At 71.3% G+C, this 25,929-nt stretch carries 21 protein-coding genes and 1 tRNA gene; 21 read left to right on the forward strand and 1 reads right to left on the reverse strand.

All coding sequences use genetic code 11. The features are described from left to right. Positions 1-19: 19 nt before the first annotated feature. The 5 genes from Q7W82_RS11390 to lpxK are packed head-to-tail and all read left to right on the forward strand — an operon-like array spanning position 20 to position 6,388. On the forward strand, positions 20-2,584 hold the full coding sequence (locus Q7W82_RS11390; protein WP_242159849.1) for a DNA internalization-related competence protein ComEC/Rec2: 2,565 nt from the start codon (positions 20-22) through the stop codon (positions 2,582-2,584). Further along, positions 2,478-3,146, forward strand: coding sequence for a MotA/TolQ/ExbB proton channel family protein (locus tag Q7W82_RS11395; protein WP_242159850.1), 669 nt, complete (start codon positions 2,478-2,480; stop codon positions 3,144-3,146). Before Q7W82_RS11390 ends, Q7W82_RS11395 begins: the two co-directional genes overlap by 107 nt. A 4-nt stretch (positions 3,147-3,150) precedes the next feature. Continuing rightward, positions 3,151-3,588 (forward strand): biopolymer transporter ExbD, encoded by a 438-nt coding sequence (locus tag Q7W82_RS11400; protein ID WP_242159851.1) that lies wholly within the window; start codon positions 3,151-3,153, stop codon positions 3,586-3,588. Beyond that, positions 3,585-5,357 (forward strand): lipid A export permease/ATP-binding protein MsbA, encoded by a 1,773-nt coding sequence (gene msbA / locus Q7W82_RS11405; protein ID WP_242159852.1) that lies wholly within the window; start codon positions 3,585-3,587, stop codon positions 5,355-5,357. Before Q7W82_RS11400 ends, msbA begins: the two co-directional genes overlap by 4 nt. Further along, complete coding sequence (gene lpxK / locus Q7W82_RS11410; RefSeq protein WP_242159853.1) at positions 5,354-6,388, forward strand: tetraacyldisaccharide 4'-kinase; 1,035 nt, start codon at positions 5,354-5,356, stop codon at positions 6,386-6,388. Before msbA ends, lpxK begins: the two co-directional genes overlap by 4 nt. 316 nt (positions 6,389-6,704) lie before the next feature. Here lpxK and Q7W82_RS11415 read toward each other — a convergent pair whose 3' ends face one another. Further along, positions 6,705-8,894 carry a TonB-dependent siderophore receptor gene (locus Q7W82_RS11415; protein ID WP_242159854.1) on the reverse strand — a complete coding sequence of 730 codons (2,190 nt, stop codon included), beginning with the start codon at positions 8,892-8,894 and terminating at the stop codon, positions 6,705-6,707. Between the two features lie 217 nt (positions 8,895-9,111). Between Q7W82_RS11415 and kdsB the strand changes: the two genes are divergently transcribed. From kdsB to Q7W82_RS11495, 16 genes are all read left to right on the forward strand, one after another. Then, positions 9,112-9,891: a 3-deoxy-manno-octulosonate cytidylyltransferase gene (kdsB, locus tag Q7W82_RS11420; RefSeq protein ID WP_242159855.1), complete on the forward strand. Its 780-nt coding sequence runs from the start codon at positions 9,112-9,114 to the stop codon at positions 9,889-9,891. Further along, positions 9,888-10,376 carry a low molecular weight protein-tyrosine-phosphatase gene (locus Q7W82_RS11425; RefSeq protein ID WP_242159856.1) on the forward strand — a complete coding sequence of 163 codons (489 nt, stop codon included), beginning with the start codon at positions 9,888-9,890 and terminating at the stop codon, positions 10,374-10,376. The genes kdsB and Q7W82_RS11425 overlap by 4 nt, the downstream gene beginning before the upstream one ends. Then, positions 10,373-11,794, forward strand: coding sequence for a hypothetical protein (locus tag Q7W82_RS11430; RefSeq protein WP_242159857.1), 1,422 nt, complete (start codon positions 10,373-10,375; stop codon positions 11,792-11,794). The genes Q7W82_RS11425 and Q7W82_RS11430 overlap by 4 nt, the downstream gene beginning before the upstream one ends. Continuing rightward, positions 11,791-13,650 carry an excinuclease ABC subunit UvrC gene (gene uvrC, locus Q7W82_RS11435; RefSeq protein WP_160947383.1) on the forward strand — a complete coding sequence of 620 codons (1,860 nt, stop codon included), beginning with the start codon at positions 11,791-11,793 and terminating at the stop codon, positions 13,648-13,650. The genes Q7W82_RS11430 and uvrC overlap by 4 nt, the downstream gene beginning before the upstream one ends. A 9-nt stretch (positions 13,651-13,659) precedes the next feature. Beyond that, positions 13,660-14,295, forward strand: a complete 636-nt coding sequence (gene pgsA, locus Q7W82_RS11440) for a CDP-diacylglycerol--glycerol-3-phosphate 3-phosphatidyltransferase (protein WP_160947384.1) — start codon at positions 13,660-13,662, stop codon at positions 14,293-14,295. A gap of 36 nt (positions 14,296-14,331) precedes the next feature. Beyond that, positions 14,332-14,407, forward strand: a tRNA-Gly gene (locus Q7W82_RS11445). Positions 14,408-14,931: 524 nt separating this feature from the next. Continuing rightward, positions 14,932-15,939: a UDP-glucuronic acid decarboxylase family protein gene (locus Q7W82_RS11450; protein WP_242159858.1), complete on the forward strand. Its 1,008-nt coding sequence runs from the start codon at positions 14,932-14,934 to the stop codon at positions 15,937-15,939. Continuing rightward, the gene (locus Q7W82_RS11455) at positions 15,926-17,083 is read left to right on the forward strand and encodes an NAD-dependent epimerase/dehydratase family protein (RefSeq protein WP_242159859.1); all 1,158 of its coding nucleotides are present in this window, start codon (positions 15,926-15,928) and stop codon (positions 17,081-17,083) included. Before Q7W82_RS11450 ends, Q7W82_RS11455 begins: the two co-directional genes overlap by 14 nt. Then, the gene (locus Q7W82_RS11460; RefSeq protein WP_242159860.1) at positions 17,080-19,200 is read left to right on the forward strand and encodes an NAD-dependent epimerase/dehydratase family protein; all 2,121 of its coding nucleotides are present in this window, start codon (positions 17,080-17,082) and stop codon (positions 19,198-19,200) included. Before Q7W82_RS11455 ends, Q7W82_RS11460 begins: the two co-directional genes overlap by 4 nt. After that, entirely contained in the window at positions 19,197-20,159 is a 963-nt protein-coding gene (locus tag Q7W82_RS11465) for a zinc-binding dehydrogenase (RefSeq protein WP_242159861.1), read from the forward strand. Before Q7W82_RS11460 ends, Q7W82_RS11465 begins: the two co-directional genes overlap by 4 nt. Continuing rightward, complete coding sequence (locus Q7W82_RS11470; RefSeq protein ID WP_242159862.1) at positions 20,156-21,169, forward strand: Gfo/Idh/MocA family oxidoreductase; 1,014 nt, start codon at positions 20,156-20,158, stop codon at positions 21,167-21,169. The genes Q7W82_RS11465 and Q7W82_RS11470 overlap by 4 nt, the downstream gene beginning before the upstream one ends. Continuing rightward, the gene (locus Q7W82_RS11475; protein ID WP_242159863.1) at positions 21,159-22,322 is read left to right on the forward strand and encodes a glycosyltransferase family 4 protein; all 1,164 of its coding nucleotides are present in this window, start codon (positions 21,159-21,161) and stop codon (positions 22,320-22,322) included. The genes Q7W82_RS11470 and Q7W82_RS11475 overlap by 11 nt, the downstream gene beginning before the upstream one ends. Then, complete coding sequence (locus Q7W82_RS11480; protein WP_242159864.1) at positions 22,319-23,443, forward strand: glycosyltransferase; 1,125 nt, start codon at positions 22,319-22,321, stop codon at positions 23,441-23,443. The genes Q7W82_RS11475 and Q7W82_RS11480 overlap by 4 nt, the downstream gene beginning before the upstream one ends. Then, positions 23,436-24,527 carry a glycosyltransferase gene (locus tag Q7W82_RS11485; RefSeq protein ID WP_242159865.1) on the forward strand — a complete coding sequence of 364 codons (1,092 nt, stop codon included), beginning with the start codon at positions 23,436-23,438 and terminating at the stop codon, positions 24,525-24,527. Before Q7W82_RS11480 ends, Q7W82_RS11485 begins: the two co-directional genes overlap by 8 nt. Next, complete coding sequence (locus Q7W82_RS11490) at positions 24,527-25,645, forward strand: glycosyltransferase (protein ID WP_242159866.1); 1,119 nt, start codon at positions 24,527-24,529, stop codon at positions 25,643-25,645. Before Q7W82_RS11485 ends, Q7W82_RS11490 begins: the two co-directional genes overlap by 1 nt. Beyond that, positions 25,632-25,904, forward strand: a complete 273-nt coding sequence (locus tag Q7W82_RS11495; RefSeq protein WP_160947392.1) for a hypothetical protein — start codon at positions 25,632-25,634, stop codon at positions 25,902-25,904. The genes Q7W82_RS11490 and Q7W82_RS11495 overlap by 14 nt, the downstream gene beginning before the upstream one ends. The last annotated feature ends 25 nt before the right edge of the window (positions 25,905-25,929 follow it).

A 25,929-nucleotide genomic window follows, 5' to 3' on the forward strand; every position in this document is an offset into this window, starting at 1 on the left:
TGCCAAGGAGGGCAAGTAGATGCATCGCTCTGCAGAAGCCGTGCCGCGCCCAGACGCCGGTGGCGTTGACACTGGCGCTGGCGCCTCGGGCTGGCCGGCCCTGGCGCCGTTGGGTGCTGCGGTCGCCGCCAGCCTCGCCGCCGGCGTGCTGGCCGCGCTGTGGTTGCCGCGCCTGCCGCCTTGGCCGCTGGCCTTTGCGCTCCTGCTCGCCGGAGCGGTGCTGTACGTGGCAGCACCGCGCTGGCGCTGGCTGGGGGCGTTCGCGATCGGCGCCGGCTGGCTGGCGCTGGTCGCCGGCGTGGTGCTGGCGCGGCAGTTGCCGGCCGACTGGGAAAAGCGCGTGGTCACCGTCCGTGGCCAGGTGGTGGAACTGCCGCAGGCGGAGACCCGGCGCACCCGCTTCCTGTTCCGCGTGGAGGCCGATGCGGCGCAGCCGGCGCCGTTGCGCGGGCGTTTGCTGCAACTGGCGTGGTACGACGACTTCGGTACGCATCAAGCCGGGCCGCGCAGCGCCCTGCGCGCCGGCGCGCGCTGGCAGCTGCAGGTGCGCCTGCGCGCGCCGCGCGGCTTGAGCAATCCCGGCGGCTTCGACGCCGAAGCCTACGCGCTGGCGCAGCGGATCAGCGCCAGCGGCTACGTGGTGGCGCCGCATGCGGCAGCGCCACTGGCGCCGGGGCAGGGCATCGACGCCTGGCGTGCGGGCATGTCCGCGCGCATCGCCGCGGCCGTGCCGCAGGCCTCGGCGCGCTTCGTGCAGGCACTGGCGCTGGGCGATACGCGGCGGCTGGACGATCGCGACTGGCGCATCCTGCGTGCCGCCGGCCTGACCCATCTCATCGCCATCTCGGGCTTCCACGTCGGGCTGGTGGCCGGCGCCTTCGCCTTGCTCGGCGGCGGCCTGTGGCGGCTGTGGCCGCAACTGGGCCGCCATTGGCCGCGCCGCCAGGCCGCGGCCGCGCTGGCGCTGCTCGGTGCCGGCGGCTACACCCTGGTGTCGGGCATGGCCCTGCCGACCGTGCGCACCGCCCTGATGATCGCGGTGGTGGTCGCGGCGCGGCTGTGGCGGCGGCCGGTGCGGGTGGTCGACGCGTTGGCGCTGGCGGCCATCGCCATGCTGCTTTGCGACCCGCTGGCGGTGCTCTCGGCCGGCTTCTGGCTGAGCTTCCTCGGTGTCGCCTGGCTGGCCTGGTGCATGCCCGAGGCCGGTCGCGGCTGGCGGGAGACGCTGCGCAGCTTCCTGACCGCGCAGGGCGTGGCCACGGTCGGCCTGCTGCCGGTGAGCACGATGCTGTTCGGGCAGGCGTCGCTGGTCGGGCCGCTGGCCAATCTGCTGGCGATCCCGTGGTGGAGCCTGGTGGTGGTGCCGCTGGCCCTGCTCGGCACCGCGGCGGAGGCACTGCATGCCGGCGCGGGCGTCTGGCTGTGGCGGCTGGCCGCCGCCTGTTTCGACCTGACCTGGCCGTGGTTCGTCGCCCTGGGCGAAAGCCGCTTCGCGTTGCACTGGCTGCCGGAGGCGCGCGGCTGGGCGCTGCCGCTGGCCCTGCTGGGCGCGTTCTGGCTGCTGCTGCCGCGCGCCGTGCCGGGCAAGCCGCTGGCCGCGCTGCTGTGGCTGCCGTTGCTGTGGCCACCGCTGGAGCGGCCGCGACAGGGCGAGGTCGATCTGGTGATGTTCGACGTGGGGCAGGGGCTGTCCTTGCTGGTGCGCACCGCGCATCACCAGGTGCTGTACGACGCCGGGCCGGCGGTCGAGGACGGCTACGACGCCGGCGAGCGCGTGGTGGTGCCGGCGCTGCACGCGCTCGGCGTGGCGCGGCTGGATCGCGCGGTGATCAGTCATGGCGACAACGACCACGCCGGCGGCCTGGCTGCGGTGCGCGCGGCGTTGCCGATCGGCCTGGTTCAGGCCCCCGCCGGCGCGCCGTTGCCGGTGGACCGGGCCTGCGTGGCCGGCGAGGCCTGGGAGTGGGATGGAGTGCGTTTCCGGTTCCTGCATCCGACGCCGCACTTTCCCTATCTGCGCAACGAGTCCAGTTGCGTCCTGCGCGTGGAGACTGCGCACGGTGCGCTGTTGCTGGCCGGCGACATCGGCGATGTGGTCGAGCGCAAGCTGCTGCGCGAGGCGCCGCAGGCGCTGCGCGCCGACGTGGTGGTGGCGCCGCACCACGGCAGCGCGCATTCCTCGCAGCCGGCCTTCGTCACCGCCACCGGCGCACGGCTGGTGCTGGTCTCGGCGGCCTACGGCAATCGCTTCGGCCATCCGCATCCGGGCGTGGTGGCGCGTTGGCAGGCGGCCGGGGCCGAAGTCGTCGGCACCCCGCAGGGCGGGGCGCTGCGCGTGTGGCTGGGGCGCGCCGGCCTGCAACTGCGCGAGCGGCGGCCCTGGCGGGCGCGGCTGTGGGATGCGGCGGAGCGGGCGCGGACGGCTGCTATCCTATCGGCCAGTGAACGAACGGCCGAGCGTGCCGGAGGATTGCGACGTGTGGGAACTGGTCAAGGCCGGTGGCTGGCCGATGGTGCCGTTGCTGCTGTTGGGCGTGGTCGCGCTGGCGATCGTCCTGGAGCGGTTCTGGAGCCTGCGCCGTAGCGAGGTCTTGCCGCCGGGACTGGGCCAGGAAGTACGCAACTGGGCCACGCGCGGCAAGCTCGATCCCACCCACATCGAATCGCTGCGGCGCAATTCGCCGCTGGGCGCGCTGCTCGCCGCCGGCCTGGACGTGCGCAACCGCCCGCGCGAGATCGTGCGCGAGCGCATCGAGGACACCGGCCGGCACGTCGTGCACCGCATGGAGCGCTACCTGAACGCTTTGGGCACGATTGCCTCGGCCGGACCGCTGCTGGGCCTGCTCGGCACCGTGGTCGGCATGATCCAGATGTTCCTCGGCATTCTCGACCATGGCCTGGGCGACGTGAACCAGCTCGCCGGCGGCATCGGCAAGGCGCTGGTGTGCACCGCCACCGGCATGATCATCGCGGTGCCGGCGCTGATCTTCCATCGCCATTTCAAGGGCCGCATCGCCGGCTACGTGATCGAGATGGAGAAGGAAGCCACCGCACTGACCGACGCGCTGGACGGCCACGGCCGTGCCACGGCGCCGGCCGCGCCGGCGCGTGGCGCCGCGCCGAACGCCGCGGCGGCCAAGGGCTGAGCCGGTGCGGATCCGCGACGACCGTGGCCAGGACGAGCCGCATATCGACCTGGTGCCCTTGATCGACGTCATCCTGGTGCTGATCATCTTCTTCGTCGTGACCACCACCTTCGATGCCCGTTCCACGCTGCAACTGCAGCTGCCCAATGCCAGCGACCGCAACGCGCCGCCGCCGGCGCATGCGCTGAGCGTGCTGATCAACGCCGACGGGCATTACTTCATCAACGACCAGGAAGTGCTGCGCACCGACGTGGAGTCGGTCAAGCGCAGCATCGCCCAGGTCGCCGGCGACGACCGCGAGCAGCCGGTACTGCTGCGCGCCGACGCGCGCACGCCGTACCAGGCGGTGGTTACCGCCCAGGACGCGTTGGGCCAGCTCGGGTTCCGCCGCATCGCCATCGCCACTGCTCCCGAAGTCAACAGGGACGGAAGCTCCAAGTGAATGTACCTACCGACGTGCCCGTCCAGGATTCCCCCTGGCGGACCTATCGCCGCCTGTTGTCCTATGCCGGCGGCTACCGCGGACTGCTGCTGATCGCCGCGGTCGGCGCGCTGCTGGAGGCGCTGGCCGGCTCCGGCTTCCTGGCGCTGATGAAGCCCATCACCGACGAGACCTTCATCGCGCGCAATCGCGAGGTGGCGATGTGGCTGCCGTTGCAGATCGTCGGCCTGTTCGTGCTGCGCGGCATCGCCGGCTACGTCACCGACATGTCGATGGGGCGCGCGGCGCGGAGCATCTCCCGCGATTTCCGGGTCAACGTGCTGGACAAGTACCTGCGCCTGCCGGGCAGCCGCTTCGACGCCGAGCCGGTGGCCTCGATGCTGGTGCGGCTGGGCTCGGACAGCGAGCAGGTGGCGCAGGCCGCGGTCGACGCGATGAAGGTGATGGTGCAGCAGACCCTGCAGATCGTCGGCGCGCTGGCGGTGATGCTGTGGTACAGCTGGACCGTGACCGTCACCATCCTGCTGGTGGCGCCGCCGCTGGCCTGGGTGATGGACCGCGTGGCCAAGCGCTACCGCCGGGTCAGCCACCGCATCCAGGAGAGCAACGCCGAACTGATGCAGGCCGCCGAGCAGGCGCTGTCCGGCAACCAGGAGGTCAAGGTCTACGGCGCGCGCGCCAGCGAGATGGAGCGCTACCAGCACCTGGCCGACACCAACCTGCATCTGGCGATGAAGGTCGAGTCCACCCGCGGCATCTCTTCGGCCGCAGTGCAGTTGCTGGGCGCGATCGGCCTGGCCGCGCTGCTGCTGATCGCCGGCCACGAGGCACTGGCCGGGCGCCTGACCGCCGGCGAGTTCGTCTCGCTGATGACCGCGATGATGGCGATCATCCCGGCGCTGAAGAACCTGACCAACGTGCAGAACATGCTGCAGCGGGGCGTCGCCTCGGCGCAGCGGCTGTTCGTGGTGCTGGATGCGCCGGAGGAACAGGACAGCGGCAGCCGCCACATCGAGCGTGCGCAGGGGCGGATCGAGTTCCGCGAGGTCACTGCCGCCTACCCGGGGCAGGCACGGCCGGCGCTGGCCGAGGTCAGCTTCGTCGCCGAGCCCGGCACCGTCACCGCCATCGTCGGCCGCTCCGGCAGCGGCAAGTCCAGCCTGGTCAAGCTGATCCCGCGTTTCTACGATCCGCAATCCGGGCAGATCCTGCTCGATGGCCATCCGCTGCAGGAGTACCGCCTGGAGGATCTGCGCCGGCAGATCGCCCTGGTCGGCCAGCAGGTGATGCTGTTCGACGGCAGCATCGCCGAGAACGTCGCCTATGGCGAGATGCGCGAGGCGGGCCCGGCGCAACTGCAGCAGGCGATCGCCGACGCCAACGCGATGGAGTTCGTCGAGCACCTGCCCGAGGGCGTGCAGGCGCAGGTCGGGGCCAAGGGCGGGCGCCTGTCCGGCGGCCAGCGCCAGCGCCTGGCGATCGCCCGCGCGATGCTCAAGGACGCGCCGATCCTGATCCTCGACGAGGCCACCGCCGCGTTGGACAACGAATCCGAACGGCTGGTGCAGGACGCCCTGCACCGGTTGATGCCCGATCGCACCACGCTGGTCATCGCCCACCGTTTGTCGACCATCGAACACGCCGACCAGGTGCTGGTGATGGACCATGGCCGCATCGTCGAGCGCGGCACCCACCACGAACTGCTGGCGCTGGGCGGAGTGTATGCGCACCTGCACAGCATGCAGTTCCGCGAAAGGCAGTTCGGATGAGCGAGCGCGGGCCACACACCCCCGCCTACTGGTACGGCACGGGCGCGCCGCCGCTGCACGCGCGCGTGCTGACCCCGCTGTACGCGGCGGCGATCGCGCTGCGCCGTGCGCTGTACCGGCGCGGCTGGCGCAAGCGCCACAGCATCGCCGCGCCGGTGGTGGTGGTGGGCAATCTCACCGCGGGCGGCACCGGCAAGACGCCGCTGACCATCGCCCTGGTGCAGCGCCTGCGCGAGGCCGGCTGGAGCCCGGGCGTGGCCAGCCGCGGCTACGGCCGCAGCCAGCCGCAGGAACCGCGCTGGATCGAGCCGGGCACGTCGGCCGAGCAGGGCGGCGACGAGCCGGTGCTGATCGCGCGCAAGACCGGCGTGCCGGTGCGGGTGGACCGCGACCGCGTGGCCGCGGCGCGCGCGCTGCTGCAGGCCGGCTGCGACATCGTGGTCTGCGACGATGGCCTGCAGCACTACCGTCTGCAGCGCGACATCGAGATCGAGGTGGTGGACGGCCAGCGCCGCTACGGCAACGGCCGCCTGCTGCCGGCCGGGCCGCTGCGCGAGCCGGTGGCGCGCGGCAACGAATGCGATTTCCGGGTCATCAACCTGGGTCAGGCCAGCGACAGCGGCACGCTCGACGCCGGCTTTGGCGAGTGGGCGATGCGTCTGCGCATCGACAGCGCGCAGCCGTTGCGCGGCGGCCGTGCGCGGCCGCTGCGCAGCTTCGCCGGCCAGCGCGTGCATGCCGTCGCCGGCATCGCCCATCCGCAGCGCTTCTTCGACATGCTGCGCGCGCAGGGCATCGGCGTGGTCCCGCATGCCTTTCCCGACCACCACCAGTACCGCGCCGCGGACCTGGCCTTCGGCAGCGAACTGCCGGTGCTGATGACCGAGAAGGATGCGGTCAAGTGCGCCGCCTTCGTCAACGATTGGTGCTTCAGCGTGCCGCTGGTCGCCGAACTGCCGGCGGCGTTCTGGATCGGCCTGCTGGACCGGCTGGACAAGCTGCGCGGCCGCGCCGGCGAGTCCGCCGACTAGCGGCGCCTCTCGGCACCGGTTTCCGCCACCATCGCGCCGGATCCGCATGCCCCGTAGGAGCGGCTTCAGTCGCGATGGGGCGTTCCCGGGAACGCCCGTCGTGGCTGAAGCCGCTCCTACGAGACACTTTTCGCCGTGATGATAGGCGTCCTCGCGGCGCGCCGCGCTCCACCTGTCGCGCCGTGCCGACGGCGCGTTCGGATGTCCGCGCGTACCGCGCTTCCGCTAGCGGCCGTCGCACGTTTCGCAATTACCAGCGACGGCACCCCGCGTCGCGGCAGGGGCCCGGCGCGACGCGTTCCGCCAGCGGCCTGCGCTAGAACCGGTAGGTCAGCGACAGCGCCGTGTTGCGTGGCGCGCCGTAGTAGCCCTGCGCCCAGTACAGGCTGTTGATGTATTTGCGGTCGGTGACGTTGTAGACGTTGAGCGTCGCGCTGAGCCGCGGCGTGATGGCGTACTGCGCCATCAGCCCCAGCAGCGCATAGCTGCCTTGGCGGGTGTAGATGGGATTGCCGGCGGTGTCCACGGCCTCCTGGTCGCGGACGATGGCGTCTTGCCAGGTCAGGGTCGCGCCCAACTGCAAGGCGTCCCATTGCGGCACGGTGTAGGTGGTCGCCAGCTTGAACGTGCGGCGCGGCACGTAGGTGCGCACGTTGCGCCCGTCGTCGCCCTTGATGCCCAGTTGGGTATAGCCGGCGTTGAGTTGCCAGTGCGCGCCGATCCGGCCGGCGACGTCGAACTCGTAGCCGGTGGAGGTGGCGTCGATCGGCCGGTAGGTCTGCAGGGTGCCGACGAAGACATCGGCTTCGGCGGTGTTGTCCTGCTTGGCACGGAACAGGGCGAAGGAGGCATTGACGCGCTGCTGCAACCACTGGCCCTTGATGCCGAGTTCGGCGTTGCTGCCGGTGATGGGGTCGAGCACCCGCAGCGTGCGGTCCAGTTCGGTCTGCGGGTTGAAGATCTCCGCATAGCTGGCGTACAGCGCGTAGTTCGGAGCGAAGTTATAGACCGCACCGACGAACGGCGTGGTCTTGCTGTCGTCGTAGGCGTGCTGCACGCCGTAGTTCTGGCCGCGGCTCTCGATCCGGGTGTGGTTGACGCCGGTGATCAGCTTCAGCGTCTCGCCGAGGTTCCAGCGCGCAGTGGCGTAGGCGGTGCGCCGGGTGATGTCGAACTGCGCGCCGTCGGAGAAGGCATCGAACCGCGGCTTGGGATAGGCGCCGGTCCAGTCCTGCAGAGGCGGCAGTGGCGTGCCGATGTCGTTGCCGTACCAGGACACCTGGTCGGCCTCCACGCGGCCCCACTTCACGCCCACCACCAACTCGTGCTCGCGCCCGCCGAGCGCGAACGGGCCGCTCGCGTACACGTCGGCGTACTTCTGCGTTTCGGTGCTGCCGTACTGCGAGGGATAGGAGAACAGGCCCAGGCCGGTCGCGCGGTCGGGGGTGCCGTAGACGTAGAACAGCTGGGCATCGTTGTCGAGCTTGCGGTAGTTCAGCGCCAGCGTGAGCTGCCAGTCCGCGCCCAGGTCCTGCCGCAGTTCCAGGAACCCGCGCTTGTCTTCGGTGGTCCAGTACGACCAGTCGGCCGAGGTGCTGGTGGACCGAACGAAATCCGTGGCGCTGCCATCGCTGTAGTACAGCGGCAGTGCGCCCCACATGCCGCCGGTGGCGTCGTTTTTTTGATAGCTTGCGCCGACGCTCAGGCGGGTGCGATCGCCGAGATCGGTCTCGACGATGCCATAGAGGCTGTGCTTCTTCAGCGCATAGCGGTCCAGGTAGCTGTCGCCGTCCTGGCCGGCGGCGACTACGCGGCCGCGCACGCTGCCGCTGGCGTTGAGCGGGCCGGACAGGTCGGCGTCCAGCCGCCGCGTGTCCCAGCTGCCCACCGTCACCCCAGCGCTGCCTTGCAGGTCCTCGGTGGGTCGCTTGCGCACGAAGTTGATCGTGGCCGACGGATTGCCGGTCGAGGACAGCAAGCCGTTGGCACCGCGCAAGACCTCCACCCGCTCGTACATCGCAGTGTCCAGGTCACCCTCGGCGCCGCCGTTGGTGAACGGCAGACCGAGGCCGTCGACCTGGAAGTTGACGACGTCGAAACCGCGCGCACTGTAGTAGGTGCGATCGGTCTCGATCTTCTCGACGTTGATGCCGGTGGCCAGCGCCAGCACGTCGTTGGCGTTGCGCAGGCCGAAGTCGTCCATCTGCTCGCGGCCGATGCTGCTCACCGACTGCGGCGTCTCCAGCGGACTGAGCACCAAGCCGGTGCCGGTGGCGCTGGACGGCGCGGTATAGCCGTCCTTGCGCTGCGCGACCACATCCAGTTTCTCCAACTCGGTGGGTTGCCGGTCGCCGGTCGCCAGGGCGTCGGCCGCGCCAACGCCGGCCTCGGCGGCGCTGGCCGCGGCTGGCAGAAGCAGTGCGGCGATGGCCAGGCACAGTGCGCGGCGCGTGATGGCGGAAGGGAGCTGCGCAGCGGATCGGAGGGAGGGGGCAGGGAGGTTCATCGGTGGGGTCTATAGAATGGGCGGGAGGCAACGCCGTCGCGCCAGAGGCTGTCGTAGCGGCACATGTGCCGGGGCAGTTCGGTCGTCAAATGGCGAATGCGAACTATTCTCAATAATTGACGGAGAAAGATCAATTCATGGCCGGATTCGCCCCGCTCCCGCTCCCGCACCTGCCTGCCGCCGCCATCGACCTTCCCGCCGCCGGCGCGGTGGCGGCATGAACGCCGCCGTCCCGTCCTTCGTCGTCGCCATCCCGGCCCGCTATGCCGCGTCGCGGCTGCCGGGCAAGCCCTTGCGCGCGCTCGGCGGCGAGCCGCTGATCCGCCACGTGGCACGGCGTGCGCTCGCCGCCGGCGCTTGGCAGGTGTGGGTGGCCGCCGACGATGCGCGCATCGCCGCCGCGGTGGCCGACCTGGACGGCGTGCACGTGGCCCATACCTCCACCGACCACGCGTCCGGCACCGATCGCCTGGCCGAATGCGCCGACATCGCCGGCTGGGACGACGCGACCCTGGTGGTCAACCTGCAGGGCGACGAGCCGTTCGCGCCGGTCGCCGGCATCGTCGCGGTGGCCCGGACCCTGGCCGACAGCGGCGCCGAGATGGCGACCCTGGGTACGCCGGTGGACGCGGCCGAGCATCTGTTCGATCCCAACGTGGTCAAGCTGGTGCGCAGTGCCGCTGGCGATGCGCTGTACTTCAGCCGCGCGCCGATCCCCTGGCACCGCGACGCCTTCGCCGCCTCGCAGGCGCAGCTGCCGCTGCCGGGCCCGTGGCTGCGGCATATCGGCATCTACGCCTACCGCGCGGGCTTCCTGCGCCGGTTCGCGGCGATGCCGCCGGGGCAGTTGGAGCGGATCGAGTCGCTGGAACAGTTGCGGGTGCTGGAAGCCGGCTTCCGCATCGCGGTGGCGCTGTCGCCGGCGCCGTTCCCGCCCGGCGTGGACACGCCCGAGGACCTGGCGCGCGCCGAGGCCCACCTGCAGGGCCAGGCATGAAGCTGCTGCTGGTGTGCCTGGGCAACATCTGCCGGTCGCCGATGGCCGAGGGCGCGCTGCGCCATCACCTGCAGCGCTCGCCGCTGGCCGGGCTGGTCCAGGTCGACTCGGCGGGCACCGGCGACTGGCACCGGGGCGAACCGCCGGACCGGCGCGCGGTGGCCTGCGCCGCCGCCCACGACGTGGACATCGCCGGGCTGCGCGCGCGCCAGCTGCACGACCGCGACTTTGCCGAGTTCGACTGGATCCTGTGCGCCGATGCGGCCAACCTGCGCGACGTGCTCCAGCGTGCTCCGGCATCGGCGCACGACCGCGTGGCGCTGTGGCTGCCGTGGGCCGGGGTGCGCAGCCATCGCGAGATCCCCGATCCGTACACCGGCGGCAGCGCCCAGTTCGAGCAGGTCTGGCAACTGGTAGACGAAGCCGCCGCCGGCAGCGTGGCACGACTGTCCGTGGACCTCGGCTCCGGCATAATCGGCCGATGAATTCCATCGCCGCCTTGGAACTTCCCGCGTCCGGCGCCTGGCTCAACGCGGCGCCGATCCGGCTGCGCGACCTGCAGGGCCGGGCGCTGGTGCTGGCCTTCGTCAACGCCGCGTCGGTGTGGTGCGCGCAGCGCCTGGCCGAACTCGGCCAGTGGCAGGCGCGCAATCCCGGGCGGCTGCAGGTGATCGTGGTGCAGGTACCGCGCTTCGACAGCGAGCGCGAGCCGCAGCGGGCGCTGAAGCTGCTGCGCAGCCAGGGCGTGTCCGCGCCGATCCTGCTCGATGCCGACTGGGCCGCCTGGCAGCGCTTCGGCGTCCAGGCCTGGCCGACCCTGGTCCTGATCGATGCCGGCGGGGTGGAGCGCGAGCGTCTGGTCGGGATCGGCGGCGCGGAACTGGACAAGGCGCTGCACGCGCTGTGCGCCGGACAGCCCTTGCCGCTGGACGAGGACCTGCGCGACGCCCGCGAGTCCCAGCCGGAGCCGCGCCTGCCGCTGCGCTTCCCGACCGGCCTGGCGCTGGCCGAGGACCGCCTGTACGTCGCCGACAGCGGCCACCACCGCATCCTCGAGTGCAGCACCAGCGGCCGCGTGCTGCGCCAGTTTGGCATCGGCACCGCCGACTTCATCGACGGCGCGATCGGCGAGGCGGCGTTCCACCGCCCGCGCGGGCTGGCCCTGGAGCGCGGGGTGCTGTACGTGGCCGACACCGGCAACCATGCGCTGCGCCGGATCAACCTGCTCACCGGCCAGGTCGACACCCTGTGCGGCAACGGCCGCGCCGGCGAGCCGGTGGAAGGGCCGGTGGAACAACCGCTGCTGGCGCCGTTGAACCATCCGCAGGACGTGGTGATCGCCGACAACCAGGTGCACCTGGCGATGGCCGGCGACAACCGTATCTGGAGCTATGACCTGGGCAGCCGCAGCCTGCGCTGGCGGGCCGGCGCGGGCGCGCTGGAGTTGCGCGACGGCAGCGGCCACCTGGCCGCGTTCGCGCAGCCGTGCAGCCTGGCCGCGGTGCAGCAGGTGCTGTACGTGTGCGATGCGCTGGGCTCGGCGGTGCGCTCGATGCAGTTGCGCGGCGACCTGGTGCAGACCCTGCTCGGCGGCCAGGGGCCGTGGGATTTCGGCGACGAGGACGGGCCGCGCAGCCGCGCCCGCCTGCAGTTCCCGCAGGCGATCGCGCTGAGCCCGGACGCGCCGCTGCTGTGGATCGCCGACAGCGGCAACGGCAGCCTGCGCAGCCTGCGCCTGGGCGGCGGCGAACTGTCCACCGCGGCCTTGCCGCGGCGCCTGCACGGCCCGGGCGGGCTGGCGGTGGGCGCCGGCACGGTGTGGATCGCCGAGACCGACGCGCATGCGGTGCTGCGCTACGACATCGCCAGCGGCGAACTGCGCGACGTCGCGATCGGCGAATGAGTACTCCTGCAGCGCCGCCGTTCGACGGCAAGGCCTTTGCCGCCAACCTCAGTACCGCGCCCGGCGTCTACCGCATGTACGCCGCGGACGACACCTTGCTCTACGTCGGCAAGGCCGGCGCGCTGCGCAAGCGCGTCTCCAGCTACTTCAGCGGTTCGCCGAAGAACGCGCGGACCATGGCCATGCTGGCGCAGGTGGCGCGCATGGACGTCACCGTCACCCGCAGCGAGGGCGAGGCGCTGCTGCTGGAAAACCAGCTGATCAAGTCGCTGTCGCCGCGCTACAACGTGTCGTTGCGCGACGACAAGAGCTATCCGTACGTGCTGCTGACCCGCGAGGAGTGGCCGCGGATCACCCTGCATCGCGGCCCGCGCGCGGTGCCGGGGCGCTATTTCGGCCCGTATCCCGGCGTCACCGCGGTGCGCGAGACGCTGAACCTGATGCACAAACTGTTCAAGCTGCGCAGTTGCGAGGACAGCGTGTTCCGCAACCGCTCGCGGCCGTGCCTGCAGTACCAGATCGGCCGCTGCAGCGCGCCGTGCGTGGCGCTGGTGGCGGCCGACGAGTACGCCGAGGCGGTGCGCCGCTCCACGCTGTTCCTGGAAGGGCGCAGCGACCAGCTCGGCGAGGAACTGGTGCAGGCCATGCAGGCCGCCAGCGAACGCCTGGAGTTCGAGCGCGCCGCGCGCCTGCGCGACCTGCTCGGCTCGCTGCGCAGCATGCAGAGCCGGCAGTACGTGGACGGCCGCGCCGCCGACCTGGACGTGCTGGCCTGCGCCACCCAGGGCGCCAACGCCTGCGTGCTGCTGCTGGCGTTCCGCGACGGCCGCAACCTCGGTACCCGCGCGTTCTTCCCCAAGACCAACGGCGAGGACAGCGCCGCCGAAGTGCTGGGCGCGTTCGTCTCGCAGTACTACGTCGAGCACGCGCCGCCGCGCGAGGTGCTGCTGGACCGCGAGATCCCCGATGCCGAGCTGATCGAGGCGGCGCTGAGTTCGGCCGCCGAGCGCAAGGTGCAGTTGAAGTGGAACGTGCGCGGCGAGCGCGCCGGCTACCTGGAACTGGCCAGCCGCAACGCCCAGGCGACCCTGGTCACCGAACTGACCAGCCGCAACGCCCAGCACGCGCGCAGCGAGGCGCTGCGCGAGATGCTCGGCCTGGCCGAGCCGGTCAAGCGGGTGGAATGCTTCGACATCAGCCACACCATGGGCGAGGCCACGGTGGCCTCGTGCGTGGTGTTCGATGCCAGCGGCCCGGTGCGCAGCCAGTACCGGCGCTACAACATCAGCGGCATCGAGCCGGGCGACGACTACGCGGCGATGCGCCAGGCGATCGAGCGCCGCTTCCGTCGCGCCGCCGAAGGCGAGGGCAAGGGCGACGTGGTGCTGCCGGACGTGCTGCTGATCGACGGTGGTGCCGGCCAGCTGGCGCAGGCCACGGGCGCGCTCGCCGACCTGGGCGTGGACGGTGTGCTGCTGATCGGCGTGGCCAAGGGCGCCGAGCGCCGCGCCGGCCACGAGACCCTGGTGATGCCGGACGGGCGCGAACTGCGGCCGGGCGCGGCGTCGCCGGCGCTGCAGTTCATCCAGCAGGTGCGCGACGAGGCGCACCGTTTCGCCATCACCGGCCACCGCGGGCGCCGCCAGAAGGCGCGCATGACCAGCAAGCTGGAGGACATCCCCGGCATCGGCCCGCGGCGCCGCGCCAGCCTGCTCAAGCATTTCGGTGGACTGGCCGGGCTCAAGGCCGCCGGCGAGGCCGAGATCGCGCGGGTGGAGGGCATCAATGACGCACTGGCCGCACGAATCTACGCTAACCTGCACGGGCTGCCGGTACCCGATCCGGCAGGCGAGTAGAGCAGCGCAATGAAGTTGACCATCCCCACCTGGCTCACGCTGCTGCGGATCGTGATGATCCCCGTGCTGGTGCTGGTGTTCTATCTGCCGTACACCTGGACCAACTTCGCCTCGGCGGCGATCTTCGGCCTGGCCGCGTTCACCGACTGGCTGGACGGCTGGGTGGCGCGGCGCTACCACCAGTACTCCGCGTTCGGCGCGTTCCTGGATCCGGTGGCCGACAAGCTGATGGTGGCGGTGGCGCTGTTCCTGATCGTGCAGGGCCATCCGACGCCGTGGATGGCGTTCTGGGCGGCGGTGATCGTCGGCCGCGAGATCGCGGTGTCGGCGCTGCGCGAATGGATGGCCGAGATCGGCCAGCGCGCCAAGGTGCGCGTGGCGATGATCGGCAAGATCAAGACCACCGCGCAGATGGTGGCGCTGCTGTGCCTGCTGTACTCGGTGATGCCCGACGGCTCGCCGCCGGAGAGCGTGTGGATGGGCCTGTTCATCTTCCACGTTGGCGACTGGACCCTGGCGATCGCGGCGATCCTGACGCTGTGGTCGGGCATCCAGTACCTGCATGCGGCCTGGCCGAGCCTGCGCGACGACGAGCGCGCGGCGATGGCGGAAAAGAACGCGAAAAAAATCGAAGGCAATGGTTGACAGCCTGCGTGGTCCCGGTAGAATTCGCGGCCTCAAGCGGGAATAGCTCAGTTGGTAGAGCGCAACCTTGCCAAGGTTGAGGTCGCGAGTTCGAGTCTCGTTTCCCGCTCCAGAGTCTCGGTGCTGCCGTCGCGGCAGGGCCGATCAAACCAAGAGGCGCAAGCCTCTTTTTTTGTGCCCGGCGTTCGGGCGCCGCAACGCCGAGGCCTGCGATCCGCGCACGCGATCGCGTTCCCGACGATGACCGACGGCGTGCCGCGCGGTGCTCGTGCACCCGCGGCGCATGCGCAGCGTGCGCTGACGCGTCGATGATGCGGCGCGATGTCGGCACCGACGGTCGCGCCGTTGGCTCGCGTGTCTGCGAGTTGTCTGGCGCGGCGTCGCCGCATTGGCAAATTTTTCCTCGGTCGCTGCAACGCGGCGTCGTCGTTTCACGGGCCGCTGACAGCGGCGTGCACGCCCTCCATACGAGTGCAGCCAAGGCGCGTGCGCCGCGGCAGACGCGATTCGCCCCCAAACCCTGACAGGACGCCACATCGGCAGGTGCGCGGCCCGTACCGCGCGCACTTGGCACGCCATTTGCGCTGACCTCTCCCACGCCAGGCGATGACGCCCGGCCTCTGCGAGGAGTCGATGATGGATGGCGCAATTGCTTCCCCTACCACCCAAGCGCCACCGCGCGCGCTGGTCGCCGGCGGTGCCGGCTTCGTCGGTGCGCATCTGTGCGAGCGCCTGCTCGAGGACGGCTACGACGTCACCGTGCTGGACAACCTGCTGACCGGCTCGCTGGACAATCTCGCGCATCTGCTGGGACAGCCGCGCTTCCGTTTCGTGGCCCACGACGTGGTGCAGCCGTACCAGGCCAAGGTCGACTGGGTGTTCAACCTGGCCTGCTGCGCTTCGCCGGTGCATTACCAGGCGCGTCCGCTGCATACCTTGCAGACCTGCCTGGAAGGCGCGATCAACCTGTTGGAGGTGGCGCGCAGCAACGGCGCGACCATCTTCCAGGCCTCCACCAGCGAGGTCTACGGCGAGCCGGAGGTGCATCCGCAACGCGAGGACTACCGCGGTGCGGTCAGCCCGATCGGGCCGCGCGCCTGTTACGACGAGGGCAAGCGCTGCGCCGAAGCGGCGTTCTTCGATTACCACCGGCTGTACGCCACCGACATCAAGGTCGGCCGCATCTTCAATACCTACGGCCCGCGCATGCGCAACGACGACGGTCGGGTGGTGTCCAACCTGATCGTGCAGGCGCTGCGCGAGCAGCCGCTGACCCTGTACGGCGACGGCAGCCAGACCCGTTCGTTCTGCTACGTCTCCGATCTGGTCGAGGGCATCGTGCAACTGATGCGCAGCCCGCGTGGCTTCACCGGCCCGGTCAACCTCGGCAATCCGCACGAGATCACCGTGGCCGAGCTGGCGCAGCGGATCCTGGCCCTGACCGGCTCGTCCTCGCGCATCGTGCGCCGGCCGATGCCCAAGGACGACCCGACCCGGCGCTGCCCGGACATCGGCCTGGCCCGGCGCGAACTCGGCTGGGAGCCGCAGGTGGCCTTGGACGACGGCCTGCGCCGCACCATCGCCTGGTTTCAGGCGCATCTGCACGACATCCCGGAACTGGAGGTGCAACGTGACTGTGCATGAACTCAGGGGCGGCACGGGCCGCCCGCACGCCGGCAAGCGCGTGCTGATCACCGGCGGCGCCGGCTTCGTCGGCTCCCACCTGGCCGACGAGTTGCTGGCGCAGGGCTACCGGGTGCGGGTGCTCGACAACCTGTGCGCGCAGGTGCACGGCGCCAATGCCACGCGGCCCGATTACCTGTCCGCGCAGGTGGAACTGATCGTCGGCGATGTCTGCGATCCGGCCACGGTGCGCGAGGCGCTGCAGGACGTGGACGGCGTGTTCCATCTCGCCGCCGCGGTCGGCGTGGGCCAGAGCATGTACCAGATCGCCCACTACACCCACACCAACAATCTCGGCACCGCGGTGCTGCTGGAAGCCTTGGTGGAGCGACCGGTGCAGCGGCTGGTGGTGGCGTCGAGCATGAGCGTCTACGGCGAAGGTGCCTACGTCGATGCCGACGGCACGCGCGTGCCGGTGCGCGAACGGCCGCTGGCGCAACTGCGCCGCGCGCAGTGGGAGCCGAGCGTGGACGGACGCCCGCTGCAGCCGGTGCCGACCGACGAGGGCAAGCCGGCCGAACCTTCGTCGGTGTACGCGCTGTCCAAGCTGGACCAGGAGCGCCTGTGCCTGATCGTCGGCCAGGCCTATGCGATCCCGACCACGGCATTGCGCTTCTTCAACATCTACGGCACGCGCCAGGCACTGTCCAATCCGTACACCGGGGTGCTGGCGATCTTCGCGGCGCGGCTGCTCAACCGCAAACCGCCGGTGATCTTCGAGGACGGCGCGCAACGCCGCGATTTCGTGCATGTCAGCGATGTCGCCCGTGCCTGCCGCCTGGCCTACGAAAGCGAATCCGCCGCGGGCCTGGCGTTGAACATCGGCAGCGGCCAGGCGATCAGCATCAACGAGGTGGCGCAGCGCATCGCCGCGGCCATGGGTATCGACGATTTGCCGCCGCAGGTGTCCGGCAACTACCGGGTGGGCGACATCCGCCACTGCTTCGCCGACATCTCCCTGGCCCGCGACCGCATCGGCTATGCGCCGCAGGTGGAGTTGCAGCAGGGGCTGGGCGAGTTGGTGACGTGGCTGCGCGAGCAGACCGCCGCCGATGGCATCGAAGCGGCCAATGCCGAGCTGGCGCGGCGGGGGTTGCAGGGATGAGCGCGCAGGCACGCGAACGGCTGGCCGAGATCGGCCTGATCGAATGGTTGCGGATCGGCGACGAGGACGCCGTGCATGCGCTGTTGCGCGACATGCGCGAGCTCGGCGTGCGCCGGCTGCGCACCCAGTTCTCCTGGGCCGACTGGCACACCGCCGAGGGCGAGCGCTGGTATGCCTGGCTGATGCCGCTGCTCAGCGCGCACTGCGAGGTGTTGCCGTGCTTCTGCTACACCCCGCCATCGCTGGGGCTGGAGCCGCGCACCGCGTCGCCGCCGCGCGACAGCAAGGCTTTCGCCGATTTCATCGACCAGGTGGTGGGGCGCTTCGGCGACGGCTTCGAGTGGATCGAGCTGTGGAACGAGCCGAACAACCTCAACGACTGGGACTGGCACCTGGACCACGACTGGCAGCGCTTCGCCGAGATGATCGGCCAGGCCGCGCACTGGGCGCACCAGTTGGGCAAGAAGACCCTGCTGGGCGGCATGTGCCCGACCGATCCCAACTGGCTCGGGCTGATGGCGCGGCGCGGTGCGCTGGCGCATATCGATGCGATCGGCGTGCATGGGTTCCCCGGCACCTGGGATTTCCGTCGCCGGCCCTGGGCGGACGTGCTCGGCGAGGTGCGCGCGGTGCTGGCCGCGCACGGGTTGCAGCCGCAGGTCTGGCTCAGCGAGACCGGCTACTCGACCTGGCGCCACGACGAGATCGAGCAGGTGCGGCAGCTGCGCGAGACGCTGGATGCGCCGGTGGAGCGGCTGTACTGGTACGCCGCGCGCGACCTGCACGGCAGCATCAGCCACCAGGACGGTTTCCACGAGGACGAGCGCCACTATCACTTCGGCCTGCGCGACGAGCGCGGCCGCGCCAAGCTGCTGTACCGGCTGTGGGCCGAGCAGGGCTACGACGGTATCGAGGCATTGGCGTCGCTGCACCACGAGCACGGCGCCAACCTGTCGCGCGCGCCGCGCCCGGAGGTCGCCCAGGAGCCGCTCGCCGCAGCGCCCAGCGCAGCTGGCCGTGCGCCGGTGCGTGCGCTGTCGCGTCCGCGCGCCGATGCGGTGCTGATCACCGGTGGCGCCGGTTTCATCGGCACCAACCTGGCCGCGCGCCTGCTCGACAGCGGGCGCCGCGTCATCGTCTACGACAACCTGTCGCGGCCCGGCGTGGAGCACAACCTGCAATGGCTGCGTCGCCACTATCCTGCCGAACGCCTGCACGTGGAGGTGGGCGACGTGCGCGACCGGCACCTGCTCGGCGATGCGGTGGCGCAGGCGGCGCAAGTGTTCCACCTGGCCGCGCAGGTGGCGGTGACCTCCAGCCTGGAGGATCCGTCGCACGACTTCGAGGTCAACCTGCGCGGCACCTTCAACGTGCTCGATGCGATCCGTTGCGCGCGGCGGCCGCCGCCGCTGCTGTTCACTTCCACCAACAAGGTGTATGGCGCGCTCGACGACGTGCCGCTGGAGGCCGACGCGCAGCGCTACCAACCCAGCGATCCGCTGCTGCGCGCGCGCGGCATCGACGAGCGCCGCGCGCTGGATTTCCACAGCCCCTACGGCTGCTCCAAGGGCGGCGCCGACCAGTACGTGCTGGATTACGCGCGCAGCTTCGGCCTGCAGGCGGTGGTGCTGCGGATGAGCTGCATCTATGGCCCGCACCAGTGCGGCAACGAGGACCAGGGCTGGGTCGCGCACTTCCTGATCCGCGCGTTGCAGCAGCAGCCGATCACCGTGTACGGCGATGGCCGCCAGGTCCGCGACCTGCTGTTCGTCGACGACCTGGTGGAGGCGTTCCTGCAGTGCCAGGCGCAGATGCCGCGGCTGTCCGGGCGGGCGTTCAACATGGGCGGCGGGCCGGCCAATGCCGCCAGCCTGCGCGAGGTGCTGCGGCGGATCGAGGTCCTGGTCGGCCATCGCCTGGAACTGGCGCACGCCGCGCCGCGGGTCGGCGACCAGCGCTACTACGTCTCCGACACCCGCGCCTTCGCCGCGACCACCGGCTGGTCGCCTCGCGTCGGCGCCGATGCCGGCATCACCCGGCTGCACCGCTGGCTGCACACGCAGGCAGAGCGCGCCGCACCTGTTTCCCCACCGCAACGGAGGATCCACGCCGCATGAACAGCATGCATGCCGCCGTCTTCGAAGGCCCGGGCCGCATCGTCGCCCAGCGCCAGCCACGCCCCGAACCCGCGCCGCAGCAGGTGCGGGTGCGCCTGCATGGCTGCGGCGTGTGTGCGTCCAATCTGCCGGTGTGGGCCGGCCGGCCCTGGTTCGCCTATCCGTTCGAACCCGGTGCGCCCGGCCACGAAGGCTGGGGCGAGGTCGACGCGGTCGGCGCCGAAGTCCGCGACTGGGCGCCGGGCGACCGCGTCGTGCTGCTGTCCGGCCGCGCCTATGCCGAGTACGACCTGGCCGAACCCGACGCGCTGGTGCGCTTGCCGCCGTCGCTGTCCGGCCGCGATCTGCCCGGCGAGCCGCTGGCCTGCGCGATGAACATCCTGCGCCGCAGCGACATCCAGCCCGGCCATACCGTCGCGGTGGTCGGCGTCGGCTTCATCGGTGCGTTGCTGATCCAGTTGGCCACCGGGCTCGGCGCGCAGGTGATCGCGCTGTCGCGGCGTGAGTACGCGCTGCAGATCGCGCGCCAGTGCGGCGCCAGCGCCACGCTGGCCACCGAGGACCGGTACGCGGCGATCGGCGCGGTGCACGAACTCACCGGCGGCAGCGGCTGCCTGCGGGTGATCGAGGCCGCAGGCGAGCAGGTCACCCTCGACATCGCCAGCGCGCTGTGCGGTGAAGGCGGGCGCCTGGTCATCGCCGGCTACCACCAGGACGGCCCGCGCCAGGTCGACATGCAGCAGTGGAACTGGCGTGGCCTGGACGTGGTCAACGCGCACGAGCGCGATCCGCGGGTGGCGCTCCGTGGCCTGCAGGAGGCGGTGGACGCGGTCGCCGACGGGCGCCTGAATCCGTTTCCGCTGTTGACCCACCGCTATGCGCTGGATCGGCTGCCGCAGGCGTTCGCGGACATGGAGGCGCGCCCCGAGGGCTTCCTCAAAGGCGTGGTGCTGGCATGAACGCGTGGGCGCAACCGCGTTGGCGCGCGCCGCGGCTGGGGTTCCTCGGCGTCGGCTGGATCGGCCGTGCACGCATGCGCGCCCTGGCCGACAGCGGACTGGGCCAGGTGGTGGCGATCGCCGATGCCAGCGCGACGGCGCTGCACGACGCATGCCAGGACGCACCGGCCGCCGACCTGCTGCCCGACCTGGAGGCGCTGCTGGCGCGCGAGGACCTGGACGGCGTGGTCATCGCCACGCCCAGTGGCGCGCACGCCGCGCAGGCCGCCGCGGCCCTGCAGCGCGGCCTGGCGGTGTTCTGCCAGAAACCGCTGACCCGCACCGCCGCCGAAGCCGAGCAGGTGCTGGCGCTGGCGCAACGCCACGACCGCCTGCTCGCGGTGGATTTCAGCTACCGCTTCGCCAAGGGCATGGCGACGCTGCGCGAGCAGATCGCGCAGGGCGCACTGGGCGAGGTGTTCGCGATCGACCTGCTGTTCCACAACGCCTACGGCCCGGACAAGGACTGGTTCTACGACATCGCCCGTTCCGGCGGCGGCTGCGTGATGGACCTGGGCATCCATCTGCTGGATCTGGCGATGTGGCTGACCGGCAGCGGCGGCCATCACGACTTACAGGCGGCGCTGTACGCGCAAGGCCGGCCGCTGACCCGGCCGGTGCAGCAGGTGGAGGACTACGCCTGCGCGCAGTGGCGCATGGACAACGGCGCCAGCGTGCGCATGGCCTGTTCCTGGCGCCTGCCGGCCGGCTGCGATGCGGTGATCCAGGCGCATGTGTACGGCACCGGTGGCGGCGCGGCGCTGCGCAATGTCGACGGCTCGTTCTTCGACTTCACCGTGGACCGCTTCGACGGCACGCGCTGCGAGCGCCTGGCCTCGCCACCGGACGCCTGGGGCGGGCGCGCGTTGCTGGACTGGGCCGAGCGCCTGGGCACCGACCCGGGTTTCGACCCGGCGGCGCTGCACCTGCTCGAAGTCGCCCGCACTGTGGATGCGCTCTATGGACGCTGAGCGCCCGCTGCGGATCCTGATGACCGCCGACACCGTCGGCGGCGTGTGGCAGTACGCGCTGAGCCTGTGCCGGGTGCTGACCGCGCAGGGCGACCGGGTGGAACTGGCGACGATGGGCGCGACCCCGACGCCGGCGCAGTGGCGCGAGGCCGCGGCGATCCAGGGGCTGCGCCTGCATGCCAGCGGCTACCGGCTGCTGTGGATGGACGATCCCTGGGCCGATGTGTCCTCGGCCGGGCGCTGGCTGCAGGCGCTGGCGGCGCAGGTGCGCCCGGATGTGGTGCATCTGAACGACTATGCGCACGGCGCCCTGGCGTGGCCTGCGCCGGTGCTGATGACCGCGCATTCCTGCGTCGGCTCCTGGTGGCAGGCGGTGCGCGGCGAGGCGCTGCCGCCCGAGTGGGATCACTACCGCGCCACGGTCGCCGCGGGTCTGGCGGCGGCCGATCACGTGGTCGCGCCGACCCAGGCGATGCTGGCCGCATTGCGCGCGCAGTACCCGCTGGACGTGCCGTGCAGCGTGATTGCCAATGGCACCGCGCCGCTGTCGCGGCCGGTGCCAGCCAGCGCCAAGCGGCCCCTGGTGCTGGCGGCAGGACGGCTGTGGGACGAGGCGAAGAATCTGCGCACGCTGGCCGCGGTGGCGCCGCAGCTGCCCTGGGCGCTGCGCATCGCCGGGCAAGCGGCGCACCCGGACGGCGGCACCGCGGCGATCGCGCCGGCGTTGCGGTTGGGCCAGCTGCCGCCGTCGCGTCTGCGTCGCTGGATGGCCCGCGCCAGCGTGTATGCGCTGCCGGCGCGCTACGAGCCGTTCGGGCTGTCGGCGCTGGAAGCGGCGCAGGCCGGCTGCGCCCTGGTGCTGGGCGACATCCCCAGCCTGCGCGAGGTCTGGGGCGATGCGGCGTTGTATGTCGCGCCGGACGACGCACGGGCGCTGACGGCGCAGTTGCAGCGCCTGATCGGCGATCCGCTGCTGCGGCAGCGCATGGCCCGGCGCGCGGTTGCGCAGGCGCAGCGCTATACCGCCACCGCCATGGCCGCGGCCTATCGCCAGCGTTACCGGGCGCTGGTCGCGCATCGCGGCGCGCCCCGCGCGGCCGGACGCGCCGGCGCGCCGGTCCCCCTGCTGTCCTCGATCGGAGTCGGTGCATGAAATTCGTGCTGTTCTATCACTCGCTGGTGTCGGACTGGAACCACGGCAACGCGCATTTCCTGCGTGGCATCGTCGCCGAACTGCAGGCGCGCGGGCATGCGCTGGCGGTGTACGAGCCACACGACAGCTGGAGCCGTGCGCAACTGCAGGCGGAGGAGGGCGAGGCGCCGTTGCAGGCCTTCGCCGATGCCTTTCCGCACCTGCGCAGCACGCGCTACGACCTGGCCACGCTGGATCTGGCGCAGGTGCTGGACGGCGCAGACGTGGTGCTGGTGCACGAATGGAACGCGCCGGCGTTGATCGCGCGGATCGGCCGCGAGGCGCCGCCCGGATGCCGCGTGTTGTTCCACGACACCCACCACCGTTCGGTCAGCGCCCCCGACGAGATGGCGCGGTTCGATCTGTCCGACTACGACGGCGTGCTCGCCTTCGGCGAAGCGGTGCGCCAGCAGTATCTGCGCCACGGCTGGAGCCGGCGCGTGTGGACCTGGCACGAGGCGGCGGATCTGCGCGTGTTCCAGCCGCAGCTCGGGCAGGCGCCGCAGGGCGATCTGCTGTGGATCGGCAACTGGGGCGACGACGAGCGCGCGCAGGAACTGGACACGTTCCTGATCCAGCCGGTACGGCGGCTGCGCCTGCGCGCTCGCATCCACGGCGTGCGCTATCCGCCGCAGGCCTTGCAGGCGCTGGCCGAGGCCGGCATCGACTATGCCGGCTGGCTGCCAAACCATCGCGCGCCGCAGGCGTTCGCGCATTTCCGCGTCACCGTGCACGTGCCGCGGCGACCGTATGTGCGCGCGCTGCCCGGCATCCCCACGATCCGCGTGTTCGAGGCGCTGGCCTGCGGCATCCCGCTGGTCTGTGCGCCGTGGGACGACGTCGAGCAGTTGTTCACGCCCGGGCGCGATTACCTGGTGGCGCGCGACGGCGCGCAGATGCAGCGCCACCTGCACGACGTGCTGCACGACGCCGAGCTGGCCGCGGCGCTGCGCATGCACGGCCTGCACACCATCCGCACCCGCCACAGCTGCGCGCACCGCGTCGACGAACTGCTGGCGGTGCTCGCCGAACTCGACGCGCCCGCCGCGCACCACGACCACCGGAGCCTCAGTCATGCCTAGCCCGTTGCAGATCGCCTTCTTCGGTTCCAGCCTGGTGTCCTCGTACTGGAACGGCGCCGCCACCTATTACCGCGGCCTGCTGCACGCGCTGGCGCAGCGCGGCCACCGCATCCACTTCTTCGAGCCCGATGCGTTCGGGCGCCAGCAGCACCGCGACATCGACGATCCGGACTGGGCGCAGGTCACCGTGTATCCCGGGGCCGCCGAAGCCGATGCGGCGCGCGCACTGGAGCAGGCACGCGGCGCCGACGTGGTGGTCAAGGCCAGCGGCGTCGGCGTGTTCGATGCGTTCCTGGAGCGCGAGGTGCTGGGCCTGCGCTCGCCGCGCACCCAGGTGCTGTTCTGGGACGTGGACGCGCCGGCGACGCTGGAGCGGGTGCAGGCCGATGCGGACGATCCGTTCCGCGCGCAGATCCCGCGCTACGACCTGGTGCTGACCTACGGCGGCGGGCCGCGCGTGGTGGCGGCGTATCGTGCGCTGGGCGCAGCCGAGTGCGTGCCGATCTACAACGCACTGGACCCCCTGAGCCACCACCCGGCGCCGGCGCAGGCGGGGTTCGCCGCCGACCTGGGCTTTCTCGGCAATCGGCTACCGGACCGCGAGGCGCGGGTGCGGCAGTTCTTCCTGGAACCGGCGCGGCGCCTGCCGCAGGCGCGCTTCCTGCTCGGCGGCAGCGGCTGGGACGATGCGCTGCCGGACAACATGCGCACGCTCGGTCACGTGTCCACGCGCGACCACAACGCCTTCAACTGCAGCGTGCGGATGGTGCTCAACGTCAACCGCGACAGCATGGCGCGCTTCGGCTGGTCGCCGCCGACCCGGGTGTTCGAGGCGGCCGGTGCCGGCGCCTGCCTGATCGTCGATGCCTGGGAAGGCATCGAGGCGTTCCTCGAACCGCAGCGCGAGGTGCTGGTCGCGCACGACAGCGAACAGGTGGCGCGCTACCTGCAACGCATCGATGCCACGCAGGCGCAGGCGATCGGCGCGCGGGCGCGGCAACGCCTGTTGCGCGATCACACCTACACGCACCGTGCGCGCGAGGTGGAAGCCCTGCTGGATGCGCGCCAGCGGGAGGCGGCGTGATGGCCGCGCGCGACATCGTCATCCTCGGCCTGAGCTTGCGCTCGTCGTGGGGCAACGGCCACGCCACCACCTACCGGGGACTGATCGCCGCGCTGCAGGCGCGTGGCGACCGCGTGGTGTTCCTGGAGCGCGACGTGCCGTGGTACGCCGAGCACCAGGATCCGCCGGCGCAGTTGCCGTGCGCGCCGGTGCTGTATGCCAGCCTCGAGGAACTGCAGGATCGGCACGCCGCCGCGATCGCCGCGGCCGATTTGGTGATCGTGGGCTCCTACGTGCCCGACGGCATCGCGGTGGGCGCGTGGGTACAGCAGACCGCGCGCGGCGTGGTCGGCTTCTACGACATCGACACGCCGGTGACCCTGGCGGCGCTGCAGCGCGGCGACTGCGCCTACCTGTCGCCGGCGCTGGTTCCGCACTACGACCTGTATCTGTCCTTCACCGGCGGCCCGACCCTGCAACGGTTGGAACGCGTCTACGGCGCGCCGCGCGCCGTGCCGCTGTACTGCGCGTTCGACCCGGAGCAATACCGACCGCAGCCGCAGGCGCACCGCTACGACCTGGGCTACATGGGCACCTACAGCGACGACCGGCAGCCGCCGCTGGAGCGGCTGTTGCTGCAGCCGGCGATGGCCTGGCCGCAGGGCCGTTTCGTGGTCGCCGGCCCCCTGTATCCGCCGCATCTGGTCTGGCCGGACAACGTGCAGCGCTGCGAGCACCTGCCGCCGGCGCAGCACGGCGCCTTCTACAACCAACAGCGCTTCACCCTCAATCTGACCCGCGCCGACATGGTGCTGGCGGGCTGGTCGCCGAGCGTGCGCCTGTTCGAAGCGGCGGCCTGCGCCACCCCGATCATTTCCGATGCATGGGACGGGCTGGAGACGCTGTTCGCGCCCGGCAAGGACATCCTGATCGCGCGGCGCACGTCCGAGGTGCTGGGCTGGATCCGCGAGCTGCCCGAGGCGCAGCGCGTGGCGATCGGCGAGGCAGGGCGCCGCCGCGTGCTCGCCGAACACACCGCCGCGCATCGCGCGCAGACCCTGCACGATGCCCTCGACCGCGTCGCCGACGCGGCGACCACGTTCACCCCCGCCAGGAGCGCTCCCCATGCCCTCGCATGACGCCAGGACCACCACCGATCACGACGAAATCCGCCGCTGGGCCGAGGCCCGCGGCGGCCGCCCGGCCAGCGTGCGCGGCACCGAAGCCGACGAGGACGCCGGCGTGCTGCGCATCCTGTTCCGCGACGATGCGGCGCTGGAGGAGATCAGCTGGGACGACTTCTTCGACAAGTTCGAAGAAGAGGAACTGGCCTTCCTGTACCAGGAGAAGACCAGCGACGGCAGCCAGAGCCGCTTCTTCAAGTTGGTCAACCGCTGAACCGCGGGACGCCAGGTTTCCCGGG

The sequence above is a fragment of the Xanthomonas indica genome (assembly GCF_040529045.1).
Taxonomy (GTDB): domain Bacteria; phylum Pseudomonadota; class Gammaproteobacteria; order Xanthomonadales; family Xanthomonadaceae; genus Xanthomonas_A; species Xanthomonas_A indica.

What these genes read in the sequence shown, in the direction of transcription:
- Q7W82_RS11390 (WP_242159849.1), top strand. Translation starts at nt 20, where the DNA reads ATGCATCGCTCTGCAGAAGCCGTGCCGCGCCCAGACGCCGGTGGCGTT.
- Q7W82_RS11465 (WP_242159861.1), top strand. Translation starts at nt 19,197, where the DNA reads ATGAACAGCATGCATGCCGCCGTCTTCGAAGGCCCGGGCCGCATCGTC.
- Q7W82_RS11475 (WP_242159863.1), top strand. Translation starts at nt 21,159, where the DNA reads ATGGACGCTGAGCGCCCGCTGCGGATCCTGATGACCGCCGACACCGTC.
- lpxK (WP_242159853.1), top strand. Translation starts at nt 5,354, where the DNA reads ATGAGCGAGCGCGGGCCACACACCCCCGCCTACTGGTACGGCACGGGC.
- Q7W82_RS11485 (WP_242159865.1), top strand. Translation starts at nt 23,436, where the DNA reads ATGCCTAGCCCGTTGCAGATCGCCTTCTTCGGTTCCAGCCTGGTGTCC.
- Q7W82_RS11470 (WP_242159862.1), top strand. Translation starts at nt 20,156, where the DNA reads ATGAACGCGTGGGCGCAACCGCGTTGGCGCGCGCCGCGGCTGGGGTTC.
- Q7W82_RS11430 (WP_242159857.1), top strand. Translation starts at nt 10,373, where the DNA reads ATGAATTCCATCGCCGCCTTGGAACTTCCCGCGTCCGGCGCCTGGCTC.
- Q7W82_RS11480 (WP_242159864.1), top strand. Translation starts at nt 22,319, where the DNA reads ATGAAATTCGTGCTGTTCTATCACTCGCTGGTGTCGGACTGGAACCAC.
- Q7W82_RS11450 (WP_242159858.1), top strand. Translation starts at nt 14,932, where the DNA reads ATGGATGGCGCAATTGCTTCCCCTACCACCCAAGCGCCACCGCGCGCG.
- Q7W82_RS11490 (WP_242159866.1), top strand. Translation starts at nt 24,527, where the DNA reads ATGGCCGCGCGCGACATCGTCATCCTCGGCCTGAGCTTGCGCTCGTCG.
- Q7W82_RS11495 (WP_160947392.1), top strand. Translation starts at nt 25,632, where the DNA reads ATGCCCTCGCATGACGCCAGGACCACCACCGATCACGACGAAATCCGC.
- Q7W82_RS11425 (WP_242159856.1), top strand. Translation starts at nt 9,888, where the DNA reads ATGAAGCTGCTGCTGGTGTGCCTGGGCAACATCTGCCGGTCGCCGATG.
- uvrC (WP_160947383.1), top strand. Translation starts at nt 11,791, where the DNA reads ATGAGTACTCCTGCAGCGCCGCCGTTCGACGGCAAGGCCTTTGCCGCC.
- Q7W82_RS11415 (WP_242159854.1), bottom strand. Translation starts at nt 8,894, where the DNA reads ATGAACCTCCCTGCCCCCTCCCTCCGATCCGCTGCGCAGCTCCCTTCC.
- kdsB (WP_242159855.1), top strand. Translation starts at nt 9,112, where the DNA reads ATGAACGCCGCCGTCCCGTCCTTCGTCGTCGCCATCCCGGCCCGCTAT.
- pgsA (WP_160947384.1), top strand. Translation starts at nt 13,660, where the DNA reads ATGAAGTTGACCATCCCCACCTGGCTCACGCTGCTGCGGATCGTGATG.
- Q7W82_RS11460 (WP_242159860.1), top strand. Translation starts at nt 17,080, where the DNA reads ATGAGCGCGCAGGCACGCGAACGGCTGGCCGAGATCGGCCTGATCGAA.